Source organism: Methyloprofundus sedimenti, from assembly GCF_002072955.1.
Classification (GTDB): Bacteria; Pseudomonadota; Gammaproteobacteria; order Methylococcales; family Methylomonadaceae; genus Methyloprofundus; species Methyloprofundus sedimenti.
Window position 1 is genome coordinate 18,173 of sequence record NZ_LPUF01000005.1, and the last position, 19,239, is coordinate 37,411.

Consider the following 19,239-nt stretch of genomic DNA (forward strand, 5'->3'; position numbering starts at 1 on the left):
GAGCCTTTGTTCCTTGGCGCGAACTTGTGGGGCGAAGAAATAGCATAGCGTATTTTAACGTCCCATTGTGTGATTTAGGGTCAATGCTCAGCTAAAAAAGGTATTAAATTCCCATGCCATTTAATTGGCTTGCAACATACTTTGCATGGTTATCTGTCATGCCTACAAGGTAATCAATTACTCTTTGGTACATAGGAAATAAATCGGTAGATTTTTCTGGCTTATCACTCCCCATTAAAGCTAATGCTCTCTTGTTTCTGAACGAAAGTGAATTTTCATCTTTTTGATACAGCTCAAATGTAGCTTTGATCAGATTGTCGAGTATGGTCTCTATAATATTATAGGCCCCCAACTCAAGTTCAATCTTTCTATGTTCATTAAATATTTTCTCGTGCCCTAATCTTTTTGCATCCTCTATCCCTTTTTTAAGAGCTGCATCTGAGAATAAAGAGATTAAATCTTTTGGCTGCTTATCACTCATCAATGCTTCGTAGTTTTCCTTAAATACTTCCATTGTATGTACAGCTAAACTATCAATTGCTTTTGCGACCAGCTTGGACACTTTTTTAATATCAGAAAGCGCATCATTGCTGTAAATTTCCTCTACTTCGGTGCAATCACAAAGAAGACTAAAAATAGCTTTGACATCCTCAATAGTTATAATTTCAAGCTCAATAGCATCTTGTAAATCCAGTAATCCGTAACAAATGTCATCAGATGCTTCCATGAGATAAGAAAAAATATGCCTCTTATAAGAACCATCCTCCTTCTTTAGTTCAAGCTCCGTAAACAAAATATCAAAAAACTTTTTTTCGCTGTGAAAATAATTGAATTTTGATTTACCGTTTTCCTCGCACTTATTTGAAGAATAAGGATACTTTACCAATGCACCTAGTGTTGCAAACGTAAGTCGCATACCGCCAAGAGATATATTATTTTCAATTTTACTCACAATTCTAAAGCTCTGTGCATTACCATCAAAATGTTGAAAATCACTTATTTCTTCAGCTTTTAATGACTTTAAAAATTCAGTATCAGCATGTGTGTTAAACCACTCTTTAATGACTTCCTCTCCTGCATGACCAAAAGGTGGGTTGCCAATATCATGTGCTAAACATGCCGTCTGAATAATATAGGCAACATCATAAGGCTCAATTTCTTCAGTAGGATATAGTGCTTTTAGCATTTTTCCACACTGAAGCCCTAAAGATCTCCCGACACTGGCAACTTCTAAACTATGAGTCAGTCTATTATGGACATGATCATTTGCTGATAAAGGATGGACTTGCGTTTTTCTTGACAAGCGTCTAAAAGAATTGGAGAAAATCAATCTATCATAATCTTTTTGAAAACTACTTCTGTAATCAGCTTCATTATTATCTTTATCTATTTTCTCAAAGTTATAAAATCTTTTCTTAGACAATAATTCTTCAATCATAGTATTTCTTTTTATAGTAAAAAATTAAAATAAAGAATGAGTTCCTCAGTTCTTGCCTATTTTGTTTTGCGCGGATTGTACGATCATTTTGTTAGCTTTAATGATTTCTCGAGAGGCAACTGACGTCGCCGCCCAATCTACTACTATATCTACTTTAAAGGGTAAGTCTGATTCATCAAAGGCTTCCTTTAGAATGGCATATTCACTTAAGGAAAGTGCTTGATGGGTGATAATAACTAAATCCAGATCGGAAAATTGTTTGGCTTTCCCTCTAACGCGAGAGCCAAATGCCCATACTTCATATAGGGGGGCATAAGTTTTAAGAATCTGGCTTATTGCTTTCCATTCCTCTGGCTTCACATCAAGTTTTGCTAAAGCCATGCTATCGGTCATTCTTTATTGCTTCTTGCTATAAGTTGCTGGTAGAGGTGTTTGGCTTCGAGCAAAAAATCTGGGGCTATTTGATATACTTGTTCGGCTTTATCTGCATCATAAGTATGACTGCTATTATTTCTCGCTTGGCGATAAGTACGCCATACGAGCCAATCAGAGCGTAGTAAGCCTTTTTCGTTGCCAGTACGAATCAGTTCTTGAAAAGAACGGGTGTTAATGTCCTCGGTACTTGCGGCCGTTTCTTCCAGAAAGCGTTTTAGCATTTTATGGCTGAGTTCATAAGTAAACTTAAAGCATTGAATGACCGAATTACGTAACTGTTCAAATAAGCCTGGATCATTTATGGCTAATGGCGAGGTCGCATAGTCTAAGCTTTTTTCTAGCTGATTAATTGCGTTGGCTAGAGGTGAAAAATCCAGGCTCATACGATTTAATAAGCTTTCGAGTTCTTGCTATTACGGAAAATCAACGGTTTTTCATCGCAGGCTAAAGCCGATTGCCTCGCTGATTCAATGGCCTCATCGACAATATGCTTATCAGGTGATTTGCTACACACAGGATCGGTTTTATACATATCGCCGGTGAGTAAATAGGCTTGGCAGCGACAACCGCCGAAGTCTTTATCTTTTTCATCGCAGCTTTTGCACGGCTCTTGCATCCATTCTGTACCACGGAAAAAGTTAAACGCTTTAGATTCATACCAGATTTCAGCAATACTGTAGTCGTTGACATTGGGGCAATCTAAACCGGGTAATTCTCGTGCGGAATGACAGGGTAGGGCAACGCCGTCGGGTGCAATGGTTAAAAATGTCGTACCCCAGCCATTCATGCAGGCTTTAGGGCGGTCTTCATGAAAATCAGGGATCACATAATAAATTTTCATTTTGCCGGCGACTTTTTCTTTAAAGGCCTGGGCGATTGCCTCTGCGGCTTGGTATTGTTCTTGGGTGGGCATTAATAGGTCGCGGTTGGCATGTGCCCAGCCATAATATTGGGTATTGGCTAATTCAACATAGTCTGCGCCGAGTTTTTCAGCCATGGCAAGAATATCCGCCATTTGGTGAATGTTTTCACGATGAATAACGACGCATAAGACCATTGGGTAGCCGTGTTTTTTTACTAAACGCGCGACTTCTTGTTTGCTGTGAAAAGATTCGGTACCCGCGATATGGTCGTTTAAGTCTTGGGTGCTGGCTTGAATGCTGACCTGGATATGATCCAGGCCAGCTTCTTTTAGCTGGATGATTTTTGCTTCAGTTAGACCGTAACCAGAAGTGATTAGGTTCGAGTAATAGCCGAGGTCACGTGCATGTTGGACTAATTCAGGTAAATCCTGGCGTGTTAAAGGCTCTCCGCCAGAAAAACCGAGCTGTACTGCGCCCATTTTGCGAGCTTCGGACAGCACGCGTTTCCAGTCTTCGGTGCTGATTTCATCGCTATATTTTGCGTAATCAAGCGGATTGGAGCAGTACGGGCATTGCAGTGGACATTTATAAGTAAGTTCTGCTAATAACCAGCGGGGAGGGGTGATGTTAGTTTTGTTGGATCCAGCCATTGCTTAGTGCTACCTCTAAAAAGCCTGAAATATCGTTTCTTAAGCCCGTGGTGGCAAATTTTTCTTCCAAGTCGGCAACGAGTTGATCTAGGTTACGTGTGCCATCGCAGAGTTTTAATATTTCTGCGGAACTTTGGTTTAATTCCACCATGCCTTCAGGATAGAGTATAACATCTTTTTGCTGCGCTTCTTCCCACTGTAGGCGGTGCATAGGGGAGAATTGGATAGTTTGTTCTGGGTTAAGGCTCATGTTATTTTGCTTTGATGTTATTTTAAGCTTGTTTAAAAGCAGGACGGACTTTAGTTGGCTAATGAAAATATTAGCGTGTCTTAAGGACTACAAGCCCACCCTATAATTTAATTAATCTTCAACATTATAATATGGAGGCATATCATTGATATAGGCCATGTACATGGCATCAGCCATGCACCATAGAACATTTAATTTGAATTTCAAAATCTCCAGCATGCGTTCTTGTTGGGCACGGGTTTTATAGTAATCCAGGGTAATTTCTAAACCATGCTCGACATCACGACGCGCTTCGCTTAAACGCTTGCGGAAGTAAATATAGCCTTTTTCCTCAACCCATGGATAAAGTTCAGGCCAATTACTGAGGCGTTGCTGATGAATCTTTGGCGCAAATAATTCAGTTAAAGATGAACTAGCCGCTTCATGCCATTCTGAATTGCGTGCAAAATTAACATAGGCTTCAACTGCAAATTTAACACCCGGTAATACATGCTTTAATGAGGTGACTTCTTCTCGGGTCATGCCGACCGCAATTCCTAACTGTATCCATGCTTCTATGCCACCGGGGTCGCCAGGGTGACCGTCGTGATCCAAAATACGCTGGGTCCACAGAGCGCGTGTTTCGCGATCAGGGCAGTTAGCCAGGATATTGGCATCTTTAATTGGAATCATGATTTGATAATAAAACCGATTCGCAACCCAGCCTTGTAATTGTTTTTTTGTTAGTTTGCCTTCATTCATCAAGGTGTGCATAGGATGGTGAATGTGATAAAACTTTTCCATGTCACGTAATTTGGCTTCAAATTCTTCACGTGTCCAGGGTGTTTGCTCTGTCATAATTATAGCTCGATATTCATATTGTCGAATGATACCTCTATACCGTGTTGGTTCAGTATAGCGCGTTCTTCAGATTCTTCATTTAGAATCGGATTAGTATTATTAATATGGATTAGAATTTTACGTGGCTTTTCTAAGGTATCCAAAAATTCGATCATGCCATCTTTACCTGATTGAGGTAAATGACCAATTTTCCTTGCTAATAATGGGCGGCCAACAGATGCGAGTTCATCGTCCGTCCAAAATGTGCCGTCTACCATTACGCAATCAGCTTCAGACATTGCTTTTTCTACATGGGATTCTATCGCGCCTAAACCGGGTGCATAAAAAGTTGTTTTACCCGTTGATTGTTGGCGAATAACCATGCCGATATTGTCACCTTCATGAGGGTCTTCTCTGTGCGGTGAATAAGGAGGTGCTTTACTTTTAAGTGCTAAGGCGGTGAACTCCAGGTCGTCAATATTAGGTATGGTAAAGGCATCCCCATTTAACGGAATAGAGTGATCATTAACACCACAAAAGTGATCCAGGATATTAAAAATTGGAAAGCCGGTGGTGAGATCTTGCTTCACCATCTCAGTACAATAAATATTCAGCGGATCGCCTTCGCGCAGTATGAGCAGCCCCGTTGCATGATCGATTTGAGAGTCAATGATGACAATCGCTTCTATACCCGTACCGCGTACTTTGTTTTTGGGATGAATTTCTGGAAAATTTTCTAATTGCGCACGTACATCGGGTGAGGCATTAAACAATACCCAGTGTTCACCATCTGATGAAACGGCAATAGAAGATTGGTTGCGTGTGCTGGCTTTGATGGTACCAGCTCTTACGGCTTTACAATTTGGGCAACTACAGTTCCATTGAGGAAAGCCGCCGCCTGCACCTGAACCGAGAACTTTAATTTTCATATTAGTCTAAGGTATCTGATTATTGAAGGAGTGAATGATACGGGATAAAAAATCAGGCAAAAAAAAGGAGGCTTAATAAGCCCCCTTTTTTGATCATAAACCTTAAGTATTAACGGTTATAGATGTACATTGTTACTTCAAAACCAAAACGTAGGTCTGTATAAGCTGGTGTTTCCCATTTCATAAAATATCCTCCGAAGTTATATTTAATTCTTTTTTATGCTAGCTTGATCAAGAAAGCTAGGTCGAAGTATACGATGATCTGTTTTTTTACGCAACTTAATTAAAACAGTTATCAAGAGCATAGATATAAGATTATAGCCTGTAAACTTTGTGGGGTTATCGTTAAGTGCTTTGATGATTTAGCTGATTAATACTTGTGTATAGATAAATAGAGCGTTATATTAAGGACTTGATTAAAATAATAAAAAGAGATAAGGGGAGTAGTTATGGTCGGAGAAATCTTTGAGCTGGTTTTCTTTATGTGGGTTATTGCAATCTTTGCATTTGCTCCATTAGGTTATTTTATTTACATGTATACCATGAAAAGCGGCGAACCATTTGGCGATATTGAACCTCACGGTGATAGTGAGTCCAAAGTTCTTGATTTGGCTGAAACGCTAATTCATAAAATAAAAGGCTTAATAGCTAAAAAGTAAACGTATACATGCAAGGGAGGCAAAGTGCCTGCCTTGCAAATAACTAAAAATAAAAATGCTCTAGTTAGATTGATCTTTGCATGTGGGGCATTGATTATTTTTACGCAACTTCATTTCATTCCATTGCATCGATAAACCATCCAGTAACAACAATCTGCCCTTTAGAGATTCACCAATATTCATTATTAATTTCATAGCCTCCATCGCTTGTATACTGCCGATAATCCCTGTTATCGGAGAAATAACGCCATTTGTCGCACAATTCTGTAACTCTTCACCACTTTCTGCATATAAACAATTATAGCAAGGGCTGTCATCGCCTGCTGCGAAAACGCTTACCTGTCCTTCGAAACGAATCGCTGCACCTGAGACAAGTGGCGTTTTATGTTTTACACACGCACGATTAATTGCGAACCGAGTGCTGAAATTATCAGAGCAATCCAGCACTACGTCTGCTTTAGATACTTCCTTTGCTAATTGAATTCCTAGTAAACGTTGCTTAACAGCAATAACCTTCGTATCGGGATTAATTTTATTTAATGTTTGCCGGGTTGAAATGACTTTATCCGTCCCAATATCCGATGTGTAATGAGTGATCTGTCTTTGTAAATTGGATAAATCTACTTGATCATCATCATAGATGGTGAGTGTGCCAACGCCTGCTGCAGCAAGGTAAAGTGATGCAGGAGAGCCGAGACCGCCTGCTCCAATGATCAGTACCTGAGCATTAAGTAATTTTTCTTGTCCCTCTATATCTATTTGAGGAAGCATGATTTGGCGGCTATAGCGTAACAGTTGTTGGTCGTTCATATTGCTGTGATCTTAAATGAGTAGACTGCAGATGATGCCACAAACTTGACAGACTGCAAAAGCTGTTTATTATTAGCACTCGAACTTAGTGAGTGCTAATAATTTTTTTATTTTGATATTTTTTATTATTTTCAGGAGATGTTATGAATATACGTCCTTTACACGACCGTGTGATTGTTAAACGTGTTGCAGAAGAAACAACAACAGCAGGTGGAATTGTTTTACCTGGATCAGCAGCTGAAAAACCTAGCGAAGGTGAAGTATTAGCCGTCGGTACTGGTAAAGTATTAGATAACGGTCAAGTGCATGAGTTGCACGTTAAAGTCGGTGATAGAGTGCTATTCGGTAAGTACTCGGGTAGCGAAGTTAAAATCGATGGTGAAGAACTGATCGTTATGCGTGAAGACGATATTATGGGTGTTTTAGGTTAAGCCTGAATAATCTATAAAATTCATACTAACATTTAACAAATAATTAGGTAATAAAGACATGGCAGCAAAAGAAGTAAAATTCGGTGATGACGCACGTTCGTTAATGGCCAATGGTGTTAACATTTTAGCAAACGCAGTAAAAGCAACCTTAGGTCCTAAAGGTCGTAATGCAGTTTTAGATAAAAGCTTTGGCGCACCAACAATCACTAAAGACGGTGTATCTGTCGCGAAAGAAATCGAATTAGAAAATAAATTCGAAAACATGGGTGCGCAAATGGTTAAAGAAGTTGCTTCACAGACTTCTGATGTAGCGGGTGACGGAACAACAACTGCGACTGTATTAGCGCAGGCGATTGTAAATGAAGGTTTAAAATCAGTGGCTGCAGGCATGAATCCAATGGATTTAAAGCGCGGTATTGATTTGGCAGTTACTAAAGCTGTTGAAGCTATTATTGCTTCAGCAACACCTTGTATTGATAACAAGGCGATTGCTCAGGTAGGTACAATTTCTGCAAACTCTGATGAGTCTGTAGGGCAGATCATTGCTGAAGCGATGGAAAAAGTAGGCAAAGAAGGCGTTATTACGGTTGAAGAAGGTACTGGCTTGAACAACGAATTAGATGTTGTTGAAGGTATGCAATTTGATCGTGGCTACTTATCTCCTTACTTTATCAATAACCAGGAAAGCATGAGTATCGAACTAGATGATCCATTCATCTTGTTGTACGATAAAAAAATCTCTAATATCCGCGACTTGCTACCTACATTAGAAGGCGTTGCGAAAGCGGGTCGCCCTTTAGTTATCGTAGCTGAAGATGTTGATGGCGAAGCATTGGCAACATTAGTTGTTAATAACCTGCGTGGTATCGTTAAAGTTGCGGCAGTTAAAGCACCAGGTTTTGGTGATCGTCGTAAAGCGATGTTAGAAGATATTGCGATATTAACCAATGCAACCGTCATTTCTGAAGAAATTGGATTATCTTTAGAGAAAGTTGAAATGGATCAATTAGGAACTGCCAAGAAAATTCAGATCACTAAAGACAATACTGTAATTGTTGATGGCGCAGGTTCTGAAGAAAACATTAAAGGCCGTGTTGCACAAATTCGTGCTCAAGCTGACGAAGCGACTTCTGATTACGACAAAGAAAAATTACAAGAACGTCTTGCTAAATTAGCAGGTGGTGTTGCGGTTATCAAAGTTGGTGCAGCCACTGAAGTTGAAATGAAAGAGAAAAAAGCACGCGTAGAAGATGCTTTGCATTCAACTCGCGCTGCAGTAGAAGAGGGTGTTGTTGCGGGTGGTGGTACTGCACTTGTACGTGCTATATCAGCACTTGATGGCCTTGAAGGTATTAATCATGATCAAAAAGTCGGTGTTGATATTTTACGTCGTGCTATGTCTATGCCGTTACGTCAAATTGTAACTAATGCAGGCGATGAAGCGTCTGTTGTATACAACGAAGTAGCTAACGGTACAGGTAATTTTGGTTACAACGCTGCGACGGGTGTCTACGGCGATATGTTAGAAATGGGTATCCTGGATCCGGCCAAAGTAACACGTACTGCATTACAAAATGCAGCTTCTGTTGCGGGCTTAATGATTACTACAGAAGTGATGGTTGCTGATGAGCCATCTGATGATAAAGGTCATGCAATGCCTGATATGGGGGGCATGGGCGGCATGGGTGGAATGGGCGGTATGATGTAAGCTTACACGCTTATTTGTCCCTTTTGCTTTATTAAAAAGCCCCTCTATCGAAAGGTAGAGGGGCTTTTTAATGTCTTGAATTAAGTTGTGGCATTACATTCTGTCAGATAGGAATAAGAGTTAAATTTATGGGCTGTCAATAGCCGCGTGATTTTACGCGCTTTTCTGTACAACGAGATACTCGGTTTATGCCTTACGCCGACTGCGAAGGGTTATGTTAAACGTAACGGTATCTCAACAGGCTGTGTTCCATGCATTTGATAAGCACGTAATTCCAGGACGCCCTTGGTCTTTAGTGAGATGATAATGGTCAGTGCCTCGGGATAAGTACTTAGTTCTATATCAGTGTCAGATGGTATGGCCGGGGCTGTAGGGTGAGAATGATAGATAGCAAATAGCTGCTCATGATTATCACGCATTTGTGCCATTGCTTGAATTTGTTGCTGTGCGTCAAGGTTAAAAAAACGTTCCGGCTGGTCTGCCGTATTTTTAATAGGGTAAACGCGGTAAGGCGTATTATTTTGACTACTGATCAGTCCGCAGACTTCCTGCTTAGATGTTTGCTGGGCATGGTGTAACAGGTTTTGTACAATCTTTCTCGGAATTGCAATTTCTTGGGCTTTTTTTGACATGATATTGTTACTTTAATGTTTGCCATTGCGCGTAGCTTATGCGCGGTTGATTTGATAAATCATGCAGGCATTGAATGTTCTGGTATTGATGTTTTTGTAATATATTATGTACGCTCTGTTTTTGATCGTAGCCATGTTCAAGTATCAGATATCCGTTATTATTTAGATAGCGCTGGCTTTGTTTACTGATAAGCATAATATCTTGCAGGCCATGTTGTTCAGCTATTAGAGCACATTTTGGCTCATGGCAAACGTCTCCCAAATTTAAATGTGGATCATCTGGTGCTATATACGGGGGGTTGCTGACAATAAAATCAAACGATTCATCTGCGATTTGATCAAACCAGTTGCTTTGCAGAAAACGAATGCCTGAGGTGTGGTTGAGCAGGGCATTGTGCTGGGCAATTTTCAGAGCTGCCGTGCTATTATCTACTGCTGTTACTTTAAGTTTTGGATATTCTGCCGCCAGAGTAATGGCGATAGCCCCTGAGCCTGTACCTAAATCAATCAGTTTGGCGTTAGGTTTATGCTGAATAAGCTGCAGGCAGAGTTCGATCAATGTTTCGGTATCAGGGCGGGGAATTAGGACATTAGAATCTACATAAAAATATCGCGACCAAAATTCCCGTTTACCAATGATGTAGGCAATGGGCTGACCTTGCTGGCGTTGTTTAAGTAACTGCTTAAACTGCTCTAACTGCGTCCTGCTTAGTTGCTTTTCAGGCCAGGTGCGTAAATAACTGCGATTTTTTTCTAATACATGGCAAAGTAGAACTTCTACATCTAAGTCAGCTGAGTCTGAAATGTTTTGCAAGGACAGTGCTGAACTTGTAAGTATTGATTGAATGTCTTCCATTTTACGGATTTCTTCCTATTGCAGTTGACTCTTTTAGTTAGGCGCGCGGACTTAAGCGGTGAAGGAATAATTAAGTATTCGCAGCTTTAGTCGGCTCCCGTTAGCCTTCTTCACCTAACTGGGTTAGTAATTCTGCCTGGTGCTCATTGATCAGTGGTTGAATGACATGCTCTAGACTGCCTTGCATAATTTCATCAAGTTTGTATAAGGTCAGGTTGATTCGGTGGTCGGTTATGCGTCCCTGCGGGTAGTTATAAGTGCGAATGCGCTCGGAGCGGTCACCGCTACCGACTTGTAGTTTTCTGTTTTGTGAGTTTTCAGCATGTTGTTTTTCCTGTTCAGCCGATAGCAGGCGTGATTGTAAGACGGCCATCGCGCGGGCCTTATTTTTGTGCTGTGAGCGTTGATCCTGGCACTCGACTACGGTGCCTGTAGGAAGGTGAGTCAAACGAATGGCCGAGTCAGTTTTATTGACATGCTGTCCACCTGCGCCTGAGGAACGGAAGGTATCAATACGTAAGTCACTTGGGTTAATGTCAATATTATCAATTTCCAGAGCTTCTGGCATAACAGCAACGGTACAGGCAGAGGTGTGTACTCGACCTTGAGATTCAGTTTCCGGTACTCTTTGTACTCGGTGCGTACCTGCTTCAAATTTAAGCTGTGAATAAACATCTTGACCGGCGATACGCAGGATGATTTCTTTATAACCTCCGTGTTCGCCACGAGTTTCACTGGTTGTTTCTATATTCCATCCCTTATTTTCTGCATAGCGCATATACATACGAGTTAAATCTCCAGAGAAAAGCGCTGCTTCATCGCCTCCTGTGCCGGCGCGGATTTCCAGGTAAATATTACGATTATCGTTAGGGTCCTGAGGTAATAATAGAACTTGTAATTCGTGTTCAAGTTGCTCCTGTTGCTTCTTTGCTTCGGTTATTTCTTCTTTTGCCATGTCACGGATTTCAATATCTTCTTCATTGAGCATTTCCCGAGCACTACTGATGTTCTCTTCTGTGTCGATGAATTTTTTATAACAGTCAACTAAAGGTGTGATTTGTGCATATTCCTGGCTTAGGGTGCGAAACTTATTTTGGTCACTTTGTACTTCTGGTTGTGACAGCAGAGCGGCAATTTCATCAAAACGTTCGCTCAGGTTTTCTAATTTTGTTTTTATTGAGGCTTTCATTTCATGTTTTATAGTTTGAAAATTTCACGGGCCGCTGCAATGAGGTCGTGACGTTCATTTTCGCTTGCTTTTCTAAGCTGGGTGCAGGGTGTGTGGATTAGCTTGTTAGTTAGCGTATGAGCAAGTTGACGCATAATCTGTTCGGGAGGGCCTCCGTTTTGCAGCGAAGCTAGTGCTTTATGCAGGCTTTCTTGTTGTAGTTGAGACGCTTGTTGACGATAATCAACTATAGTTGACTGTACTTTTTGGGCTTTCATCCATGCCAGAAAATGCTCGACATTAGTATCGATAATTTCTTCTGCTTGTTCAGCAGCCTGACGGCGGGAGTTTAAATTGTCATTAATTATATTTTGCAAGTCATCAACAGTATACAAAAAGACATCATTAAGCGTTTCAACTTCTGGCTCAATATCGCGCGGTACAGCCAGATCAACCATAAAAATGGGCTTATGTTTACGCTTTTTTATCGCACTCTCGACCAGACCTTTGCCTAGGATAGGTAGTTGGCTGGCTGTTGATGAGACGATAATATCTGCTTCTGCAATATGGAGAGGGAGCTCAGAAAGCGCTATTGCATAGCCATTAAACTGGCTGGCAAGGTTATGGGCTTTATCATAGGTGCGGTTGGCAATAATAATTCGACCAATACCATTCTGGTGCAGGTGGCGGGCGGTAAGCTCTATTGTTTCACCTGCACCGATCAGCACAGCGGTTTGTTCGCTTAAATTATCAAAAATTTGTTTACTAAGCTGGACTGCAGCGAAGGCAACGGAGACAGAGCTGGAGCCGATAGCTGTGTCAGTGCGTACTTTTTTTGCAGTGGAAAAAGTGTGCTGGAAAAGTTTTCCGAGGTTTTTGCCTAATGTGCCCGCTTGATTTGCCGTCTGATAGGCGGTTTTCATTTGCCCTAAAATCTGCGGTTCTCCAAGGATCATGGATTCCAGTCCACTGGCGACACGAAAAATATGCCGGATTAATGCGTTATCAGTATGTGCATAGAGAAATGGCTGGAATTCAGTCTGCTTTAGTTGGCGGTTACGAGAAATCCAGTCGATCACGGCCTCAATATTATTATCCTGAGTGGCGCAGTATATTTCAGTGCGATTGCAAGTTGATAGAATGGCTGCTTCGGATATGTGTTGTTGCTGGCATAGGTCTGTGACCGCATCGTACAATATCTCTGTCGGAAATGCTAGGCGCTCCCTGATTGAAACGGGCGCAGTAGTATAATTGATGCCTAGAGCAAGGAGTGTCATTTATGCTGGATAGTTTAAGGTTAGCGAAGGTGCTTATATCATTGGAAATCGTTTATTCTAAGGAATTTTTGCTGGTAAGCCAAATGGAATAAAAAATCAATGTGTTTCGGTGCTGTTTGTAAAAAAAATCTAAGCCCCGGGAAAGTCGAAATTGTTCTGTTTATTGTTGTTTGAAACTGAGTTTGCATGAATATATGCGGGTAATGTGGCAGTTATTAACATGCGGTGCTTGTGTGTAGGCTATATATTAATATGGGGCTGATTTTTTCATTGACGGTAGTCATGTAGGCGCGAAAAGGAGGCCGTATCAATATTTATATTTAATGCGTATAATTTACTTTGTGCATACAAGGCCAGTTCAAAGTTGTATTACCTGGGTCTGCGCAAATATTCTGGTGCCGATAGCAACTCAAGCCTAAGCCAATATTTTTTTACAATGGATTTAGGTTAAATTTTAAGGAAATTTCATCGATGGTTTTAAAAGTAATGATGCTGCTAAGTTTTTTTATATTGTCAGCGTGTGTAACGAAAAATTCCCAAAGTTTAAGTAACCCGCCTGCAAAGGAAAATGAGCCAAAGCTAGTTAGTGTGGAGCAGCAGGAAAGAAAGACAGAAATATCTCCTGATGTTTTGTTTTTATTAATGACTGCTGAAATTGCAGGGCAACGTGGGCAATATGATCTGGCATTGGATGGTTATTTACGGGCATCTGAACGCGTTAAGGATATAAATGTTATTCAGCGGGCGGCAAAAATTGCATTGTATTTACAGGATGATGTGAAATTAAAGCAAGCTGTGGATTTATGGCTAGAAGAAGATCCGAATAGTCTGGAGGCTCGGTATCTGGTGGCTGTTGCAGCATTAAAATCGGGAGATCAGCAAGAAGCATTTAATAATATTGAATTTATTCTGCTTAATGACGCAAGTAATTTTGATGACCATGCTATTTCTATGATTAAGAATTTATCTGATCAGCAGAGCATGACTTTAGCATATCAGGTATTTTCTGAGTTAAGCGGTAAATATCAAGACAATGCCAAGCTGTATTTTATTCTGGCGTTGATGGATGTGCAGTCTCATAAAATAAGATCTGCGCAAATTAATATCTCTCAAGCTTTGGAGCTTGAGCCACAATGGCAGAAAGCTTTATTGTTGCAAGCTCAACTCTATATTACGCAAGGAAAGTTTGCTGAAGCGACAGATGTTTTACAGCAGATAAATAAGCTTGAAGAAAATGTGCAAATGCAAGAGCAAATAGCGCAGTTATTGATACAGCAAGGACGATTTTCTGAAGCAGAAACTATTTTGCAGGATTTGATTGATAAATACCCTGAAAATAATGAGTTACGGTTTAAGCTCGCATTAGTTTACCTGCAAACTGAGCAGGAAGAATCTGCACGTAATATTTTGCAGGATCTGGTCAATGAAAAAGACTATAAAGATAAGGCTTCATTTTATCTAGGCAGCATGGATGGCAAGGCTAAACGCAATGATGAGGCTTTGGTATGGTTTGACTCAATTGGTATCGGGCCGTATAAATATGAAGCAAGAATTAGTTCAATTTTGATTTTAATGGATGATAATCGCTTTCAGGAAGCTGGCGCAAGATTGATAAGTTTAAAAAAAGAGTTTCCAGAAAAAACGATGGACTTAGTCTTGGTCGAAGCGGAAATATATACCCAGCAACATTTATATCAGCAAGGTTTTGATGTGTTGACTGATGCACTACTAACTGAGCCGGATAATAAAAAGATACTTTATGCGCGAGCATTAATTGCTGAGAAGTTAGGCGAGCTACAAATATTAGAAGATGATCTCAAATATATTCTGCAAAAGCATCCTAATGATGCTGATATTTTAAACGCTTTAGGGTATACCCTGGTGGATAAAACTACTCGTTATGAAGAAGCGCAAACCTATCTGGATAAAGCGATAGCAATTAAGCCTCATGAGCCTATTATTATGGATAGTTATGGCTGGTTATTGTTTAAACTGGGGCGGTTTGATGAGGCTAGAGAATACCTTCAACGTGCATATAATCTGGAGCCTCAGGCTGAAATAGCTGCGCATTTAGTTGAAGTCTTGTGGGCTTTGCAACACAACAGAGAGGCGAAAGCACTACTAAGCAAGGCTATAGCAAAAAATCCTGATAATGCATTATTAATAGAACTTGAGGCGCGCTTATTGAGCGGTAATTAATGCGCGCAAGTGTATTATGCATGATTTTGTTGGCTTTAGCGGGTTGTGGCTCGATAAAAACCTTTGATGCAGAGCAAGGTCAGCAAATGAGCCAGCAGCAGAGGCTAGACATTCGGCAGTGGAATATGCAGGGTCGATTGTTGATTAAGAGTAATGAAGTTCTGACGGCTAATATTCAATGGCAGCATAATAAGCAAAGAGATGTATTGAAGTTATCGGGTGCCTTGGGTTTGGGGGCCATATTAATAGAGCTAAGAGAGCATGAGATTGTATTGTATGATGCACATGGAGATAAGCAAGTTTCACAGGATATAGATGCATTTATTGCTCGGCAAATAGGTTTTATTGTGCCAATAACGGCTTTGCGGTGTTGGGTGTTGGGTGCATATTTGCAGGGTGTGCCGGTGGAGCAGTTGGGAAATGGCTTTCAACAATTGGGGTGGCGTATTGCTTACGATGAATATATGACTACCTCAGTTGGTGTTTTGCCGCGCAGAATTAAAGTGACAAAAGAAAATATAAAATTAAAGCTGATAGTTGATCAGTGGGAAATACAATGACTGAGCAAAAAGATTCCGAGTTAGGCTGGGGAATACGCTGGCCAGCACCAGCAAAATTAAATTTAATGTTGAGGATAATAGGGCGGCGAGAAGATGGCTATCATCTATTGCAAACAGTATTTCAAATAATTGATCTAACAGATAATTTAACCTTCTGTAAGGCAGAGGATGGTTGTGTTCGATTAAAAAATGCTATCCCCGGGGTAAGGGAGGAAGATGACTTGACGGTGCGGGCTGCTCTGTTGTTGAAGCAAGAAGCCGGATATCAGGGTGGCGTTTGTATAGACATAGAAAAAAACCTTCCAATGGGTGGTGGGCTAGGCGGTGGAAGTTCTGATGCTGCAACTGTTTTGGTGGTTTTAAACCGGTTGTGGCATTTGGGAATTTCTGAGCAGCGCTTAATGGAGTTAGGGTTGGCATTGGGTGCTGATGTGCCAGTTTTTATCAAAGGAACAAGCACTTGGGCTGAAGGTGTAGGTGAAAAACTAACCACGATTGACTTGCCGAATGCCTGGTTTGTAGTGCTTAAACCTCAATGCCATGTAGATACTGGAAAAATATTTTCTGCAAATGATTTGACACGAGACAGTAAATCAATCAAAATAGCCGACTTTAACTCAGGGGAGAATCAAAATGATTGTTCAACTGTTGTTAAGGAACGCTACATTGAAGTAGAGCAAGCTTTGGATAAGCTTGGTGAATATGGACAAGCTAGATTGACGGGGACGGGAGCATGCGTTTTTGTTCAGTTTGGTGATCAGCAGTCTGCACGGGATGTGTATACTAAGTTAGCTTCAAGTAATGAAGTGTATATTGCACAAGGATTGGCTATTTCACCACTGCATAAGCAGATGTGTGAACTCTTTAATATCTAAATTGGGCTGTCGCCAAGCGGTAAGGCACGGGGTTTTGATCTCCGCATACCCAGGTTCGAATCCTGGCAGCCCAGCCATTTATTCTTCCATGAAATCAGATCGGTACTATAGAGGGTGCTCTAAATGAGTAGTGATACTTCAATGATGGTTTTTTCTGGCAATGCCAATAGAGAGCTGTCGGAAGGCATAGTTCGTCGATTGAGCATGCGCCTTGGAATGGCTTCGGTGGGGCGCTTCAGTGATGGTGAAGTGACCGTAGAGATTGAAGAAAATGTCAGGGATAAGGATGTTTTTGTTATTCAGCCAACATGTCAGCCAACAAATGAAAATTTGATGGAGTTATTAGTGATGATCGATGCTTTGAAAAGAGCGTCTGCATCAAGAATAACAGCGGTAATGCCTTACTATGGATATTCAAGGCAAGATAGACGATCGCGTTCGGCGCGAGTGGCAATTAGTGCCAAGTTGGTGGCTAAGATGGTGGGTGTTGCAGGGGCGGATAGGGTGCTAACCGTTGATTTGCATGCTGATCAGATACAGGGTTTTTTTGATATACCTGTGGATAATGTGTACGCGTCTCCATTGTTGCTGGGTGATGTATGGCGTCAGGATTATCAGAATTTAATAGTTGTTTCTCCGGATGTTGGTGGTGTTGTCAGGGCTAGAGCTTTGGCGAAGCGGCTGGATGATGCGGATTTAGCAATTATAGACAAGCGTCGACCAATGGCCAATGTGGCAGAGGTGATGCATATAATAGGTGATGTAAGTGGCAAGACTTGCGTCATGATAGACGATTTAGTTGATACAGCTGGTACGCTATGTAGCGCGGCAGTTGCATTAAAAAAGCAGGGTGCCGTTAAGGTGGTTGCTTATTGTACTCACCCTGTGTTGTCGGGTCGTGCAATTGAAAATTTGCGGAACTCGGTTCTGGATGAGTTGATAGTAACAGATACTATTCCGTTAGGTGTGGAGGCGGCAAATTTAGGAAAAATACGGCAGTTAAGTGTTGCGGATATGTTAGCCGAAACAATTAGAAGGATTGCTATGGGTGAGTCAGTTAGCTCGCTATATGTTGATTGATGATTTTAAGTTATTGTGTTGGTTGTGGAGATTTAGATGTCTAGCGTTTTTGAATTTGTTGCTGTAAGTAGAGAGAATGCAGGTACGGGTAATGCTAAAGCGATTCGTCGTAAAGGTAATGTGCCGGCTGTAATCTATGGTGGTTCGTCAGAACCTGAGTTAATAGAATTAAGCCATAATGAAGTTATGAAAAGACTGGCGAATGAAGCAGTTTATTCGCATGTGTTGCAATTGAATGTTGGTGGTAAGGTGCAAAATGCAATCTTAAAAGATATGCAAAGACATCCTGCAAAAGATACTGTGATTCATATGGATTTCATGCGCATTTCTATGGGCGAGAAAATTAAGGTTCATGTTCCATTGCACTTTATTAACGAGGAGGTCTCGAAGGGTGTTAAGGCGGGCGGAGTTGTGACGCATTCAATGGTTGAATTGGAGGTTTTGTGTCTGCCTGGTAATTTGCCTGAATATATAGAAGTGGATTTGACGGATGTTGAAATAGGTGATTCTGTGCATTTATCGGATATTGTAGTGCCTGATGGTGTTGAAGTGATAGCGCTATCGCATGGCGAAGATCATAACTTGCCAGTTGCCCAGATTATGAAGACGAGAGGGCCTGGAGGTGATGAGGATGAAGAGGCGAGTGATGGAGAGGATGAGTCTGTCGCTGACTAATGGTTAAGCTTCTTGTAGGTCTCGGTAATCCGGGTCAAAAATACACCAAAACCCGGCATAATGCCGGGTTTTTGTTTTTGGATGAACTAGTAAAAGAGAAGGGGGCTGCCTTTTCTCGGCAGGTGCGGTTTTTTGGTGATCTTGCGGAAATAAATATGGGGCTGGGTAAGCTGTACTTATTAAAGCCAGTTACATTTATGAATCGTAGTGGTCAGTCGGTTTCTTCAGTAATGAAATATTACAAAATTAAACCGGAAGAAATTCTAGTTATTCATGATGAGCTGGATTTTGAGGTTGGGGTGCTGAAGTTGAAATTCGGTGGCGGGCATGGAGGTCATAATGGGCTTCGAGATATTATTGCTGCTGTAGGTGTGAGGGACTTCAAAAGGTTGCGCGTTGGAATTGGTCGGCCAAAGCCAGGGATGCAAGTAGTCGACTATGTTTTATCGGATTTTTCCAAAAATGATCTACAGTATATCAAAGAAATATATAGTGATTTTTTTAATTATTTGCCTTTGATACAGAATGGTGATTTTGGCTTGGTTATGCAGAAACTGCATTCTACATAAAAAATTATTAAAAAAATTGACATAATAAAAAAAACCAATCATAATGCCTGTTCTGAACGGAGGGGTTCCCGAGCGGCCAAAGGGATCAGACTGTAAATCTGACGGCTCTGCCTTCGGAGGTTCGAATCCTCCCCCCTCCACCATTCAGAAATGAATTATGCGGGTGTAGTTCAATGGTAGAACTCCAGCCTTCCAAGCTGATCACGTGGGTTCGATTCCCATCACCCGCTCCAAAAAATTAAGCCCATATAGCTCAGCGGTAGAGCACTTCCTTGGTAAGGAAGAGGTCACCGGTTCAAGTCCAGTTATGGGCTCCATTTATACTGATTGTTGCAAACATTTAATTAAGGTCTTTG

22 protein-coding genes and 4 tRNA genes are annotated in these 19,239 nt (G+C 41.1%); 13 read left to right on the forward strand and 13 right to left on the reverse strand.

Annotated elements, in window-relative coordinates; all coding sequences use genetic code 11:
- Positions 1 to 103: 103 nt before the first annotated feature.
- The 8 genes from AU255_RS18755 to pqqA all read right to left on the reverse strand — a co-directional run bounded on the left by AU255_RS18755 (position 104) and on the right by pqqA (position 5,568).
- Entirely contained in the window at positions 104 to 1,438 is a 1,335-nt protein-coding gene (locus tag AU255_RS18755) for a deoxyguanosinetriphosphate triphosphohydrolase (RefSeq protein WP_080524417.1), read from the reverse strand.
- 45 nt (positions 1,439 to 1,483) lie between these two features.
- Positions 1,484 to 1,831, reverse strand: a complete 348-nt coding sequence (locus AU255_RS18760; protein WP_198942702.1) for a nucleotidyltransferase domain-containing protein — start codon at positions 1,829 to 1,831, stop codon at positions 1,484 to 1,486.
- On the reverse strand, positions 1,828 to 2,256 hold the full coding sequence (locus tag AU255_RS18765) for an HI0074 family nucleotidyltransferase substrate-binding subunit (RefSeq protein ID WP_080524418.1): 429 nt from the start codon (positions 2,254 to 2,256) through the stop codon (positions 1,828 to 1,830). Before AU255_RS18765 ends, AU255_RS18760 begins: the two co-directional genes overlap by 4 nt.
- A 5-nt stretch (positions 2,257 to 2,261) precedes the next feature.
- Positions 2,262 to 3,386 (reverse strand): pyrroloquinoline quinone biosynthesis protein PqqE, encoded by a 1,125-nt coding sequence (pqqE, locus tag AU255_RS18770; RefSeq protein WP_080524419.1) that lies wholly within the window; start codon positions 3,384 to 3,386, stop codon positions 2,262 to 2,264.
- Positions 3,364 to 3,636 (reverse strand): pyrroloquinoline quinone biosynthesis peptide chaperone PqqD, encoded by a 273-nt coding sequence (pqqD, locus tag AU255_RS18775; RefSeq protein WP_080524420.1) that lies wholly within the window; start codon positions 3,634 to 3,636, stop codon positions 3,364 to 3,366. The genes pqqE and pqqD overlap by 23 nt, the downstream gene beginning before the upstream one ends.
- 111 nt (positions 3,637 to 3,747) lie before the next feature.
- A complete protein-coding gene (gene pqqC, locus AU255_RS18780; protein ID WP_080524421.1) occupies positions 3,748 to 4,473 on the reverse strand; it encodes a pyrroloquinoline-quinone synthase PqqC in 726 nt (241 codons plus the stop codon).
- Positions 4,474 to 4,475: 2 nt separating this feature from the next.
- On the reverse strand, positions 4,476 to 5,384 hold the full coding sequence (gene pqqB / locus AU255_RS18785) for a pyrroloquinoline quinone biosynthesis protein PqqB (protein WP_080524422.1): 909 nt from the start codon (positions 5,382 to 5,384) through the stop codon (positions 4,476 to 4,478).
- Between the two features lie 109 nt (positions 5,385 to 5,493).
- Entirely contained in the window at positions 5,494 to 5,568 is a 75-nt protein-coding gene (gene pqqA, locus AU255_RS18790) for a pyrroloquinoline quinone precursor peptide PqqA (protein ID WP_080524503.1), read from the reverse strand.
- 265 nt (positions 5,569 to 5,833) lie between these two features.
- On the opposite strand from pqqA, the gene AU255_RS18795 reads away from it, so the two are divergent.
- Positions 5,834 to 6,043, forward strand: a complete 210-nt coding sequence (locus AU255_RS18795; protein WP_080524423.1) for a hypothetical protein — start codon at positions 5,834 to 5,836, stop codon at positions 6,041 to 6,043.
- Positions 6,044 to 6,103: 60 nt separating this feature from the next.
- Here the strand turns inward: AU255_RS18795 and AU255_RS18800 are convergent, their stop codons facing one another.
- Entirely contained in the window at positions 6,104 to 6,853 is a 750-nt protein-coding gene (locus AU255_RS18800) for a HesA/MoeB/ThiF family protein (RefSeq protein ID WP_080524424.1), read from the reverse strand.
- A gap of 143 nt (positions 6,854 to 6,996) precedes the next feature.
- On the opposite strand from AU255_RS18800, the gene groES reads away from it, so the two are divergent.
- Together groES and groL are read left to right on the forward strand one after the other, a co-directional pair.
- Positions 6,997 to 7,284: a co-chaperone GroES gene (gene groES / locus AU255_RS18805; RefSeq protein ID WP_080524425.1), complete on the forward strand. Its 288-nt coding sequence runs from the start codon at positions 6,997 to 6,999 to the stop codon at positions 7,282 to 7,284.
- 58 nt (positions 7,285 to 7,342) lie between these two features.
- Positions 7,343 to 8,992 carry a chaperonin GroEL gene (gene groL / locus AU255_RS18810; protein ID WP_080524426.1) on the forward strand — a complete coding sequence of 550 codons (1,650 nt, stop codon included), beginning with the start codon at positions 7,343 to 7,345 and terminating at the stop codon, positions 8,990 to 8,992.
- Positions 8,993 to 9,204: 212 nt separating this feature from the next.
- On the opposite strand, the gene AU255_RS18815 is transcribed toward groL, so the two are convergent.
- The 4 genes from AU255_RS18815 to hemA form a co-directional block, all read right to left on the reverse strand.
- On the reverse strand, positions 9,205 to 9,624 hold the full coding sequence (locus AU255_RS18815) for a Mov34/MPN/PAD-1 family protein (RefSeq protein WP_080524427.1): 420 nt from the start codon (positions 9,622 to 9,624) through the stop codon (positions 9,205 to 9,207).
- Positions 9,625 to 9,631: 7 nt separating this feature from the next.
- Positions 9,632 to 10,480, reverse strand: a complete 849-nt coding sequence (prmC, locus tag AU255_RS18820) for a peptide chain release factor N(5)-glutamine methyltransferase (protein ID WP_080524428.1) — start codon at positions 10,478 to 10,480, stop codon at positions 9,632 to 9,634.
- A 100-nt stretch (positions 10,481 to 10,580) separates the two neighbouring features.
- Entirely contained in the window at positions 10,581 to 11,669 is a 1,089-nt protein-coding gene (prfA, locus tag AU255_RS18825) for a peptide chain release factor 1 (protein WP_080524429.1), read from the reverse strand.
- A gap of 8 nt (positions 11,670 to 11,677) precedes the next feature.
- Positions 11,678 to 12,925 carry a glutamyl-tRNA reductase gene (hemA, locus tag AU255_RS18830; RefSeq protein WP_080524430.1) on the reverse strand — a complete coding sequence of 416 codons (1,248 nt, stop codon included), beginning with the start codon at positions 12,923 to 12,925 and terminating at the stop codon, positions 11,678 to 11,680.
- Positions 12,926 to 13,396: 471 nt separating this feature from the next.
- Between hemA and AU255_RS18835 the strand changes: the two genes are divergently transcribed.
- From AU255_RS18835 to AU255_RS18880, 10 genes are all read left to right on the forward strand, one after another.
- The gene (locus AU255_RS18835) at positions 13,397 to 15,124 is read left to right on the forward strand and encodes a tetratricopeptide repeat protein (protein WP_080524431.1); all 1,728 of its coding nucleotides are present in this window, start codon (positions 13,397 to 13,399) and stop codon (positions 15,122 to 15,124) included.
- Entirely contained in the window at positions 15,124 to 15,684 is a 561-nt protein-coding gene (gene lolB / locus AU255_RS18840) for a lipoprotein insertase outer membrane protein LolB (protein ID WP_080524432.1), read from the forward strand. Before AU255_RS18835 ends, lolB begins: the two co-directional genes overlap by 1 nt.
- Positions 15,681 to 16,559 (forward strand): 4-(cytidine 5'-diphospho)-2-C-methyl-D-erythritol kinase, encoded by an 879-nt coding sequence (gene ispE, locus AU255_RS18845; protein WP_080524433.1) that lies wholly within the window; start codon positions 15,681 to 15,683, stop codon positions 16,557 to 16,559. The genes lolB and ispE overlap by 4 nt, the downstream gene beginning before the upstream one ends.
- 2 nt (positions 16,560 to 16,561) lie before the next feature.
- Positions 16,562 to 16,636: transfer RNA gene (locus AU255_RS18850), tRNA-Gln, on the forward strand.
- A gap of 46 nt (positions 16,637 to 16,682) precedes the next feature.
- A complete protein-coding gene (locus AU255_RS18855; protein ID WP_080524434.1) occupies positions 16,683 to 17,639 on the forward strand; it encodes a ribose-phosphate diphosphokinase in 957 nt (318 codons plus the stop codon).
- Between the two features lie 36 nt (positions 17,640 to 17,675).
- Positions 17,676 to 18,314 (forward strand): 50S ribosomal protein L25/general stress protein Ctc, encoded by a 639-nt coding sequence (locus AU255_RS18860; protein WP_080524435.1) that lies wholly within the window; start codon positions 17,676 to 17,678, stop codon positions 18,312 to 18,314.
- Positions 18,314 to 18,883, forward strand: a complete 570-nt coding sequence (pth, locus tag AU255_RS18865; RefSeq protein ID WP_080524436.1) for an aminoacyl-tRNA hydrolase — start codon at positions 18,314 to 18,316, stop codon at positions 18,881 to 18,883. Before AU255_RS18860 ends, pth begins: the two co-directional genes overlap by 1 nt.
- Before the next feature lie 58 nt (positions 18,884 to 18,941).
- Positions 18,942 to 19,026, forward strand: a tRNA-Tyr gene (locus tag AU255_RS18870).
- A 16-nt stretch (positions 19,027 to 19,042) separates the two neighbouring features.
- Positions 19,043 to 19,116 (forward strand) — tRNA-Gly (locus AU255_RS18875).
- 9 nt (positions 19,117 to 19,125) lie between these two features.
- Positions 19,126 to 19,200: transfer RNA gene (locus AU255_RS18880), tRNA-Thr, on the forward strand.
- The last annotated feature ends 39 nt before the right edge of the window (positions 19,201 to 19,239 follow it).

Excerpts from the sequence above, each read along its gene's own strand:
- prmC (WP_080524428.1), bottom strand. The coding sequence starts at position 10,480 with ATGGAAGACATTCAATCAATACTTACAAGTTCAGCACTGTCCTTGCAA.
- groL (WP_080524426.1), top strand. The coding sequence starts at position 7,343 with ATGGCAGCAAAAGAAGTAAAATTCGGTGATGACGCACGTTCGTTAATG.
- hemA (WP_080524430.1), bottom strand. The coding sequence starts at position 12,925 with ATGACACTCCTTGCTCTAGGCATCAATTATACTACTGCGCCCGTTTCA.
- pth (WP_080524436.1), top strand. The coding sequence starts at position 18,314 with ATGGTTAAGCTTCTTGTAGGTCTCGGTAATCCGGGTCAAAAATACACC.
- groES (WP_080524425.1), top strand. The coding sequence starts at position 6,997 with ATGAATATACGTCCTTTACACGACCGTGTGATTGTTAAACGTGTTGCA.
- AU255_RS18800 (WP_080524424.1), bottom strand. The coding sequence starts at position 6,853 with ATGAACGACCAACAACTGTTACGCTATAGCCGCCAAATCATGCTTCCT.
- pqqE (WP_080524419.1), bottom strand. The coding sequence starts at position 3,386 with ATGGCTGGATCCAACAAAACTAACATCACCCCTCCCCGCTGGTTATTA.
- AU255_RS18815 (WP_080524427.1), bottom strand. The coding sequence starts at position 9,624 with ATGTCAAAAAAAGCCCAAGAAATTGCAATTCCGAGAAAGATTGTACAA.
- AU255_RS18795 (WP_080524423.1), top strand. The coding sequence starts at position 5,834 with ATGGTCGGAGAAATCTTTGAGCTGGTTTTCTTTATGTGGGTTATTGCA.
- AU255_RS18765 (WP_080524418.1), bottom strand. The coding sequence starts at position 2,256 with ATGAGCCTGGATTTTTCACCTCTAGCCAACGCAATTAATCAGCTAGAA.
- pqqD (WP_080524420.1), bottom strand. The coding sequence starts at position 3,636 with ATGAGCCTTAACCCAGAACAAACTATCCAATTCTCCCCTATGCACCGC.
- ispE (WP_080524433.1), top strand. The coding sequence starts at position 15,681 with ATGACTGAGCAAAAAGATTCCGAGTTAGGCTGGGGAATACGCTGGCCA.
- AU255_RS18855 (WP_080524434.1), top strand. The coding sequence starts at position 16,683 with ATGAGTAGTGATACTTCAATGATGGTTTTTTCTGGCAATGCCAATAGA.
- AU255_RS18860 (WP_080524435.1), top strand. The coding sequence starts at position 17,676 with ATGTCTAGCGTTTTTGAATTTGTTGCTGTAAGTAGAGAGAATGCAGGT.
- AU255_RS18835 (WP_080524431.1), top strand. The coding sequence starts at position 13,397 with ATGGTTTTAAAAGTAATGATGCTGCTAAGTTTTTTTATATTGTCAGCG.
- AU255_RS18755 (WP_080524417.1), bottom strand. The coding sequence starts at position 1,438 with ATGATTGAAGAATTATTGTCTAAGAAAAGATTTTATAACTTTGAGAAA.
- lolB (WP_080524432.1), top strand. The coding sequence starts at position 15,124 with ATGCGCGCAAGTGTATTATGCATGATTTTGTTGGCTTTAGCGGGTTGT.
- pqqB (WP_080524422.1), bottom strand. The coding sequence starts at position 5,384 with ATGAAAATTAAAGTTCTCGGTTCAGGTGCAGGCGGCGGCTTTCCTCAA.
- pqqC (WP_080524421.1), bottom strand. The coding sequence starts at position 4,473 with ATGACAGAGCAAACACCCTGGACACGTGAAGAATTTGAAGCCAAATTA.
- prfA (WP_080524429.1), bottom strand. The coding sequence starts at position 11,669 with ATGAAAGCCTCAATAAAAACAAAATTAGAAAACCTGAGCGAACGTTTT.
- AU255_RS18760 (WP_198942702.1), bottom strand. The coding sequence starts at position 1,831 with ATGACCGATAGCATGGCTTTAGCAAAACTTGATGTGAAGCCAGAGGAA.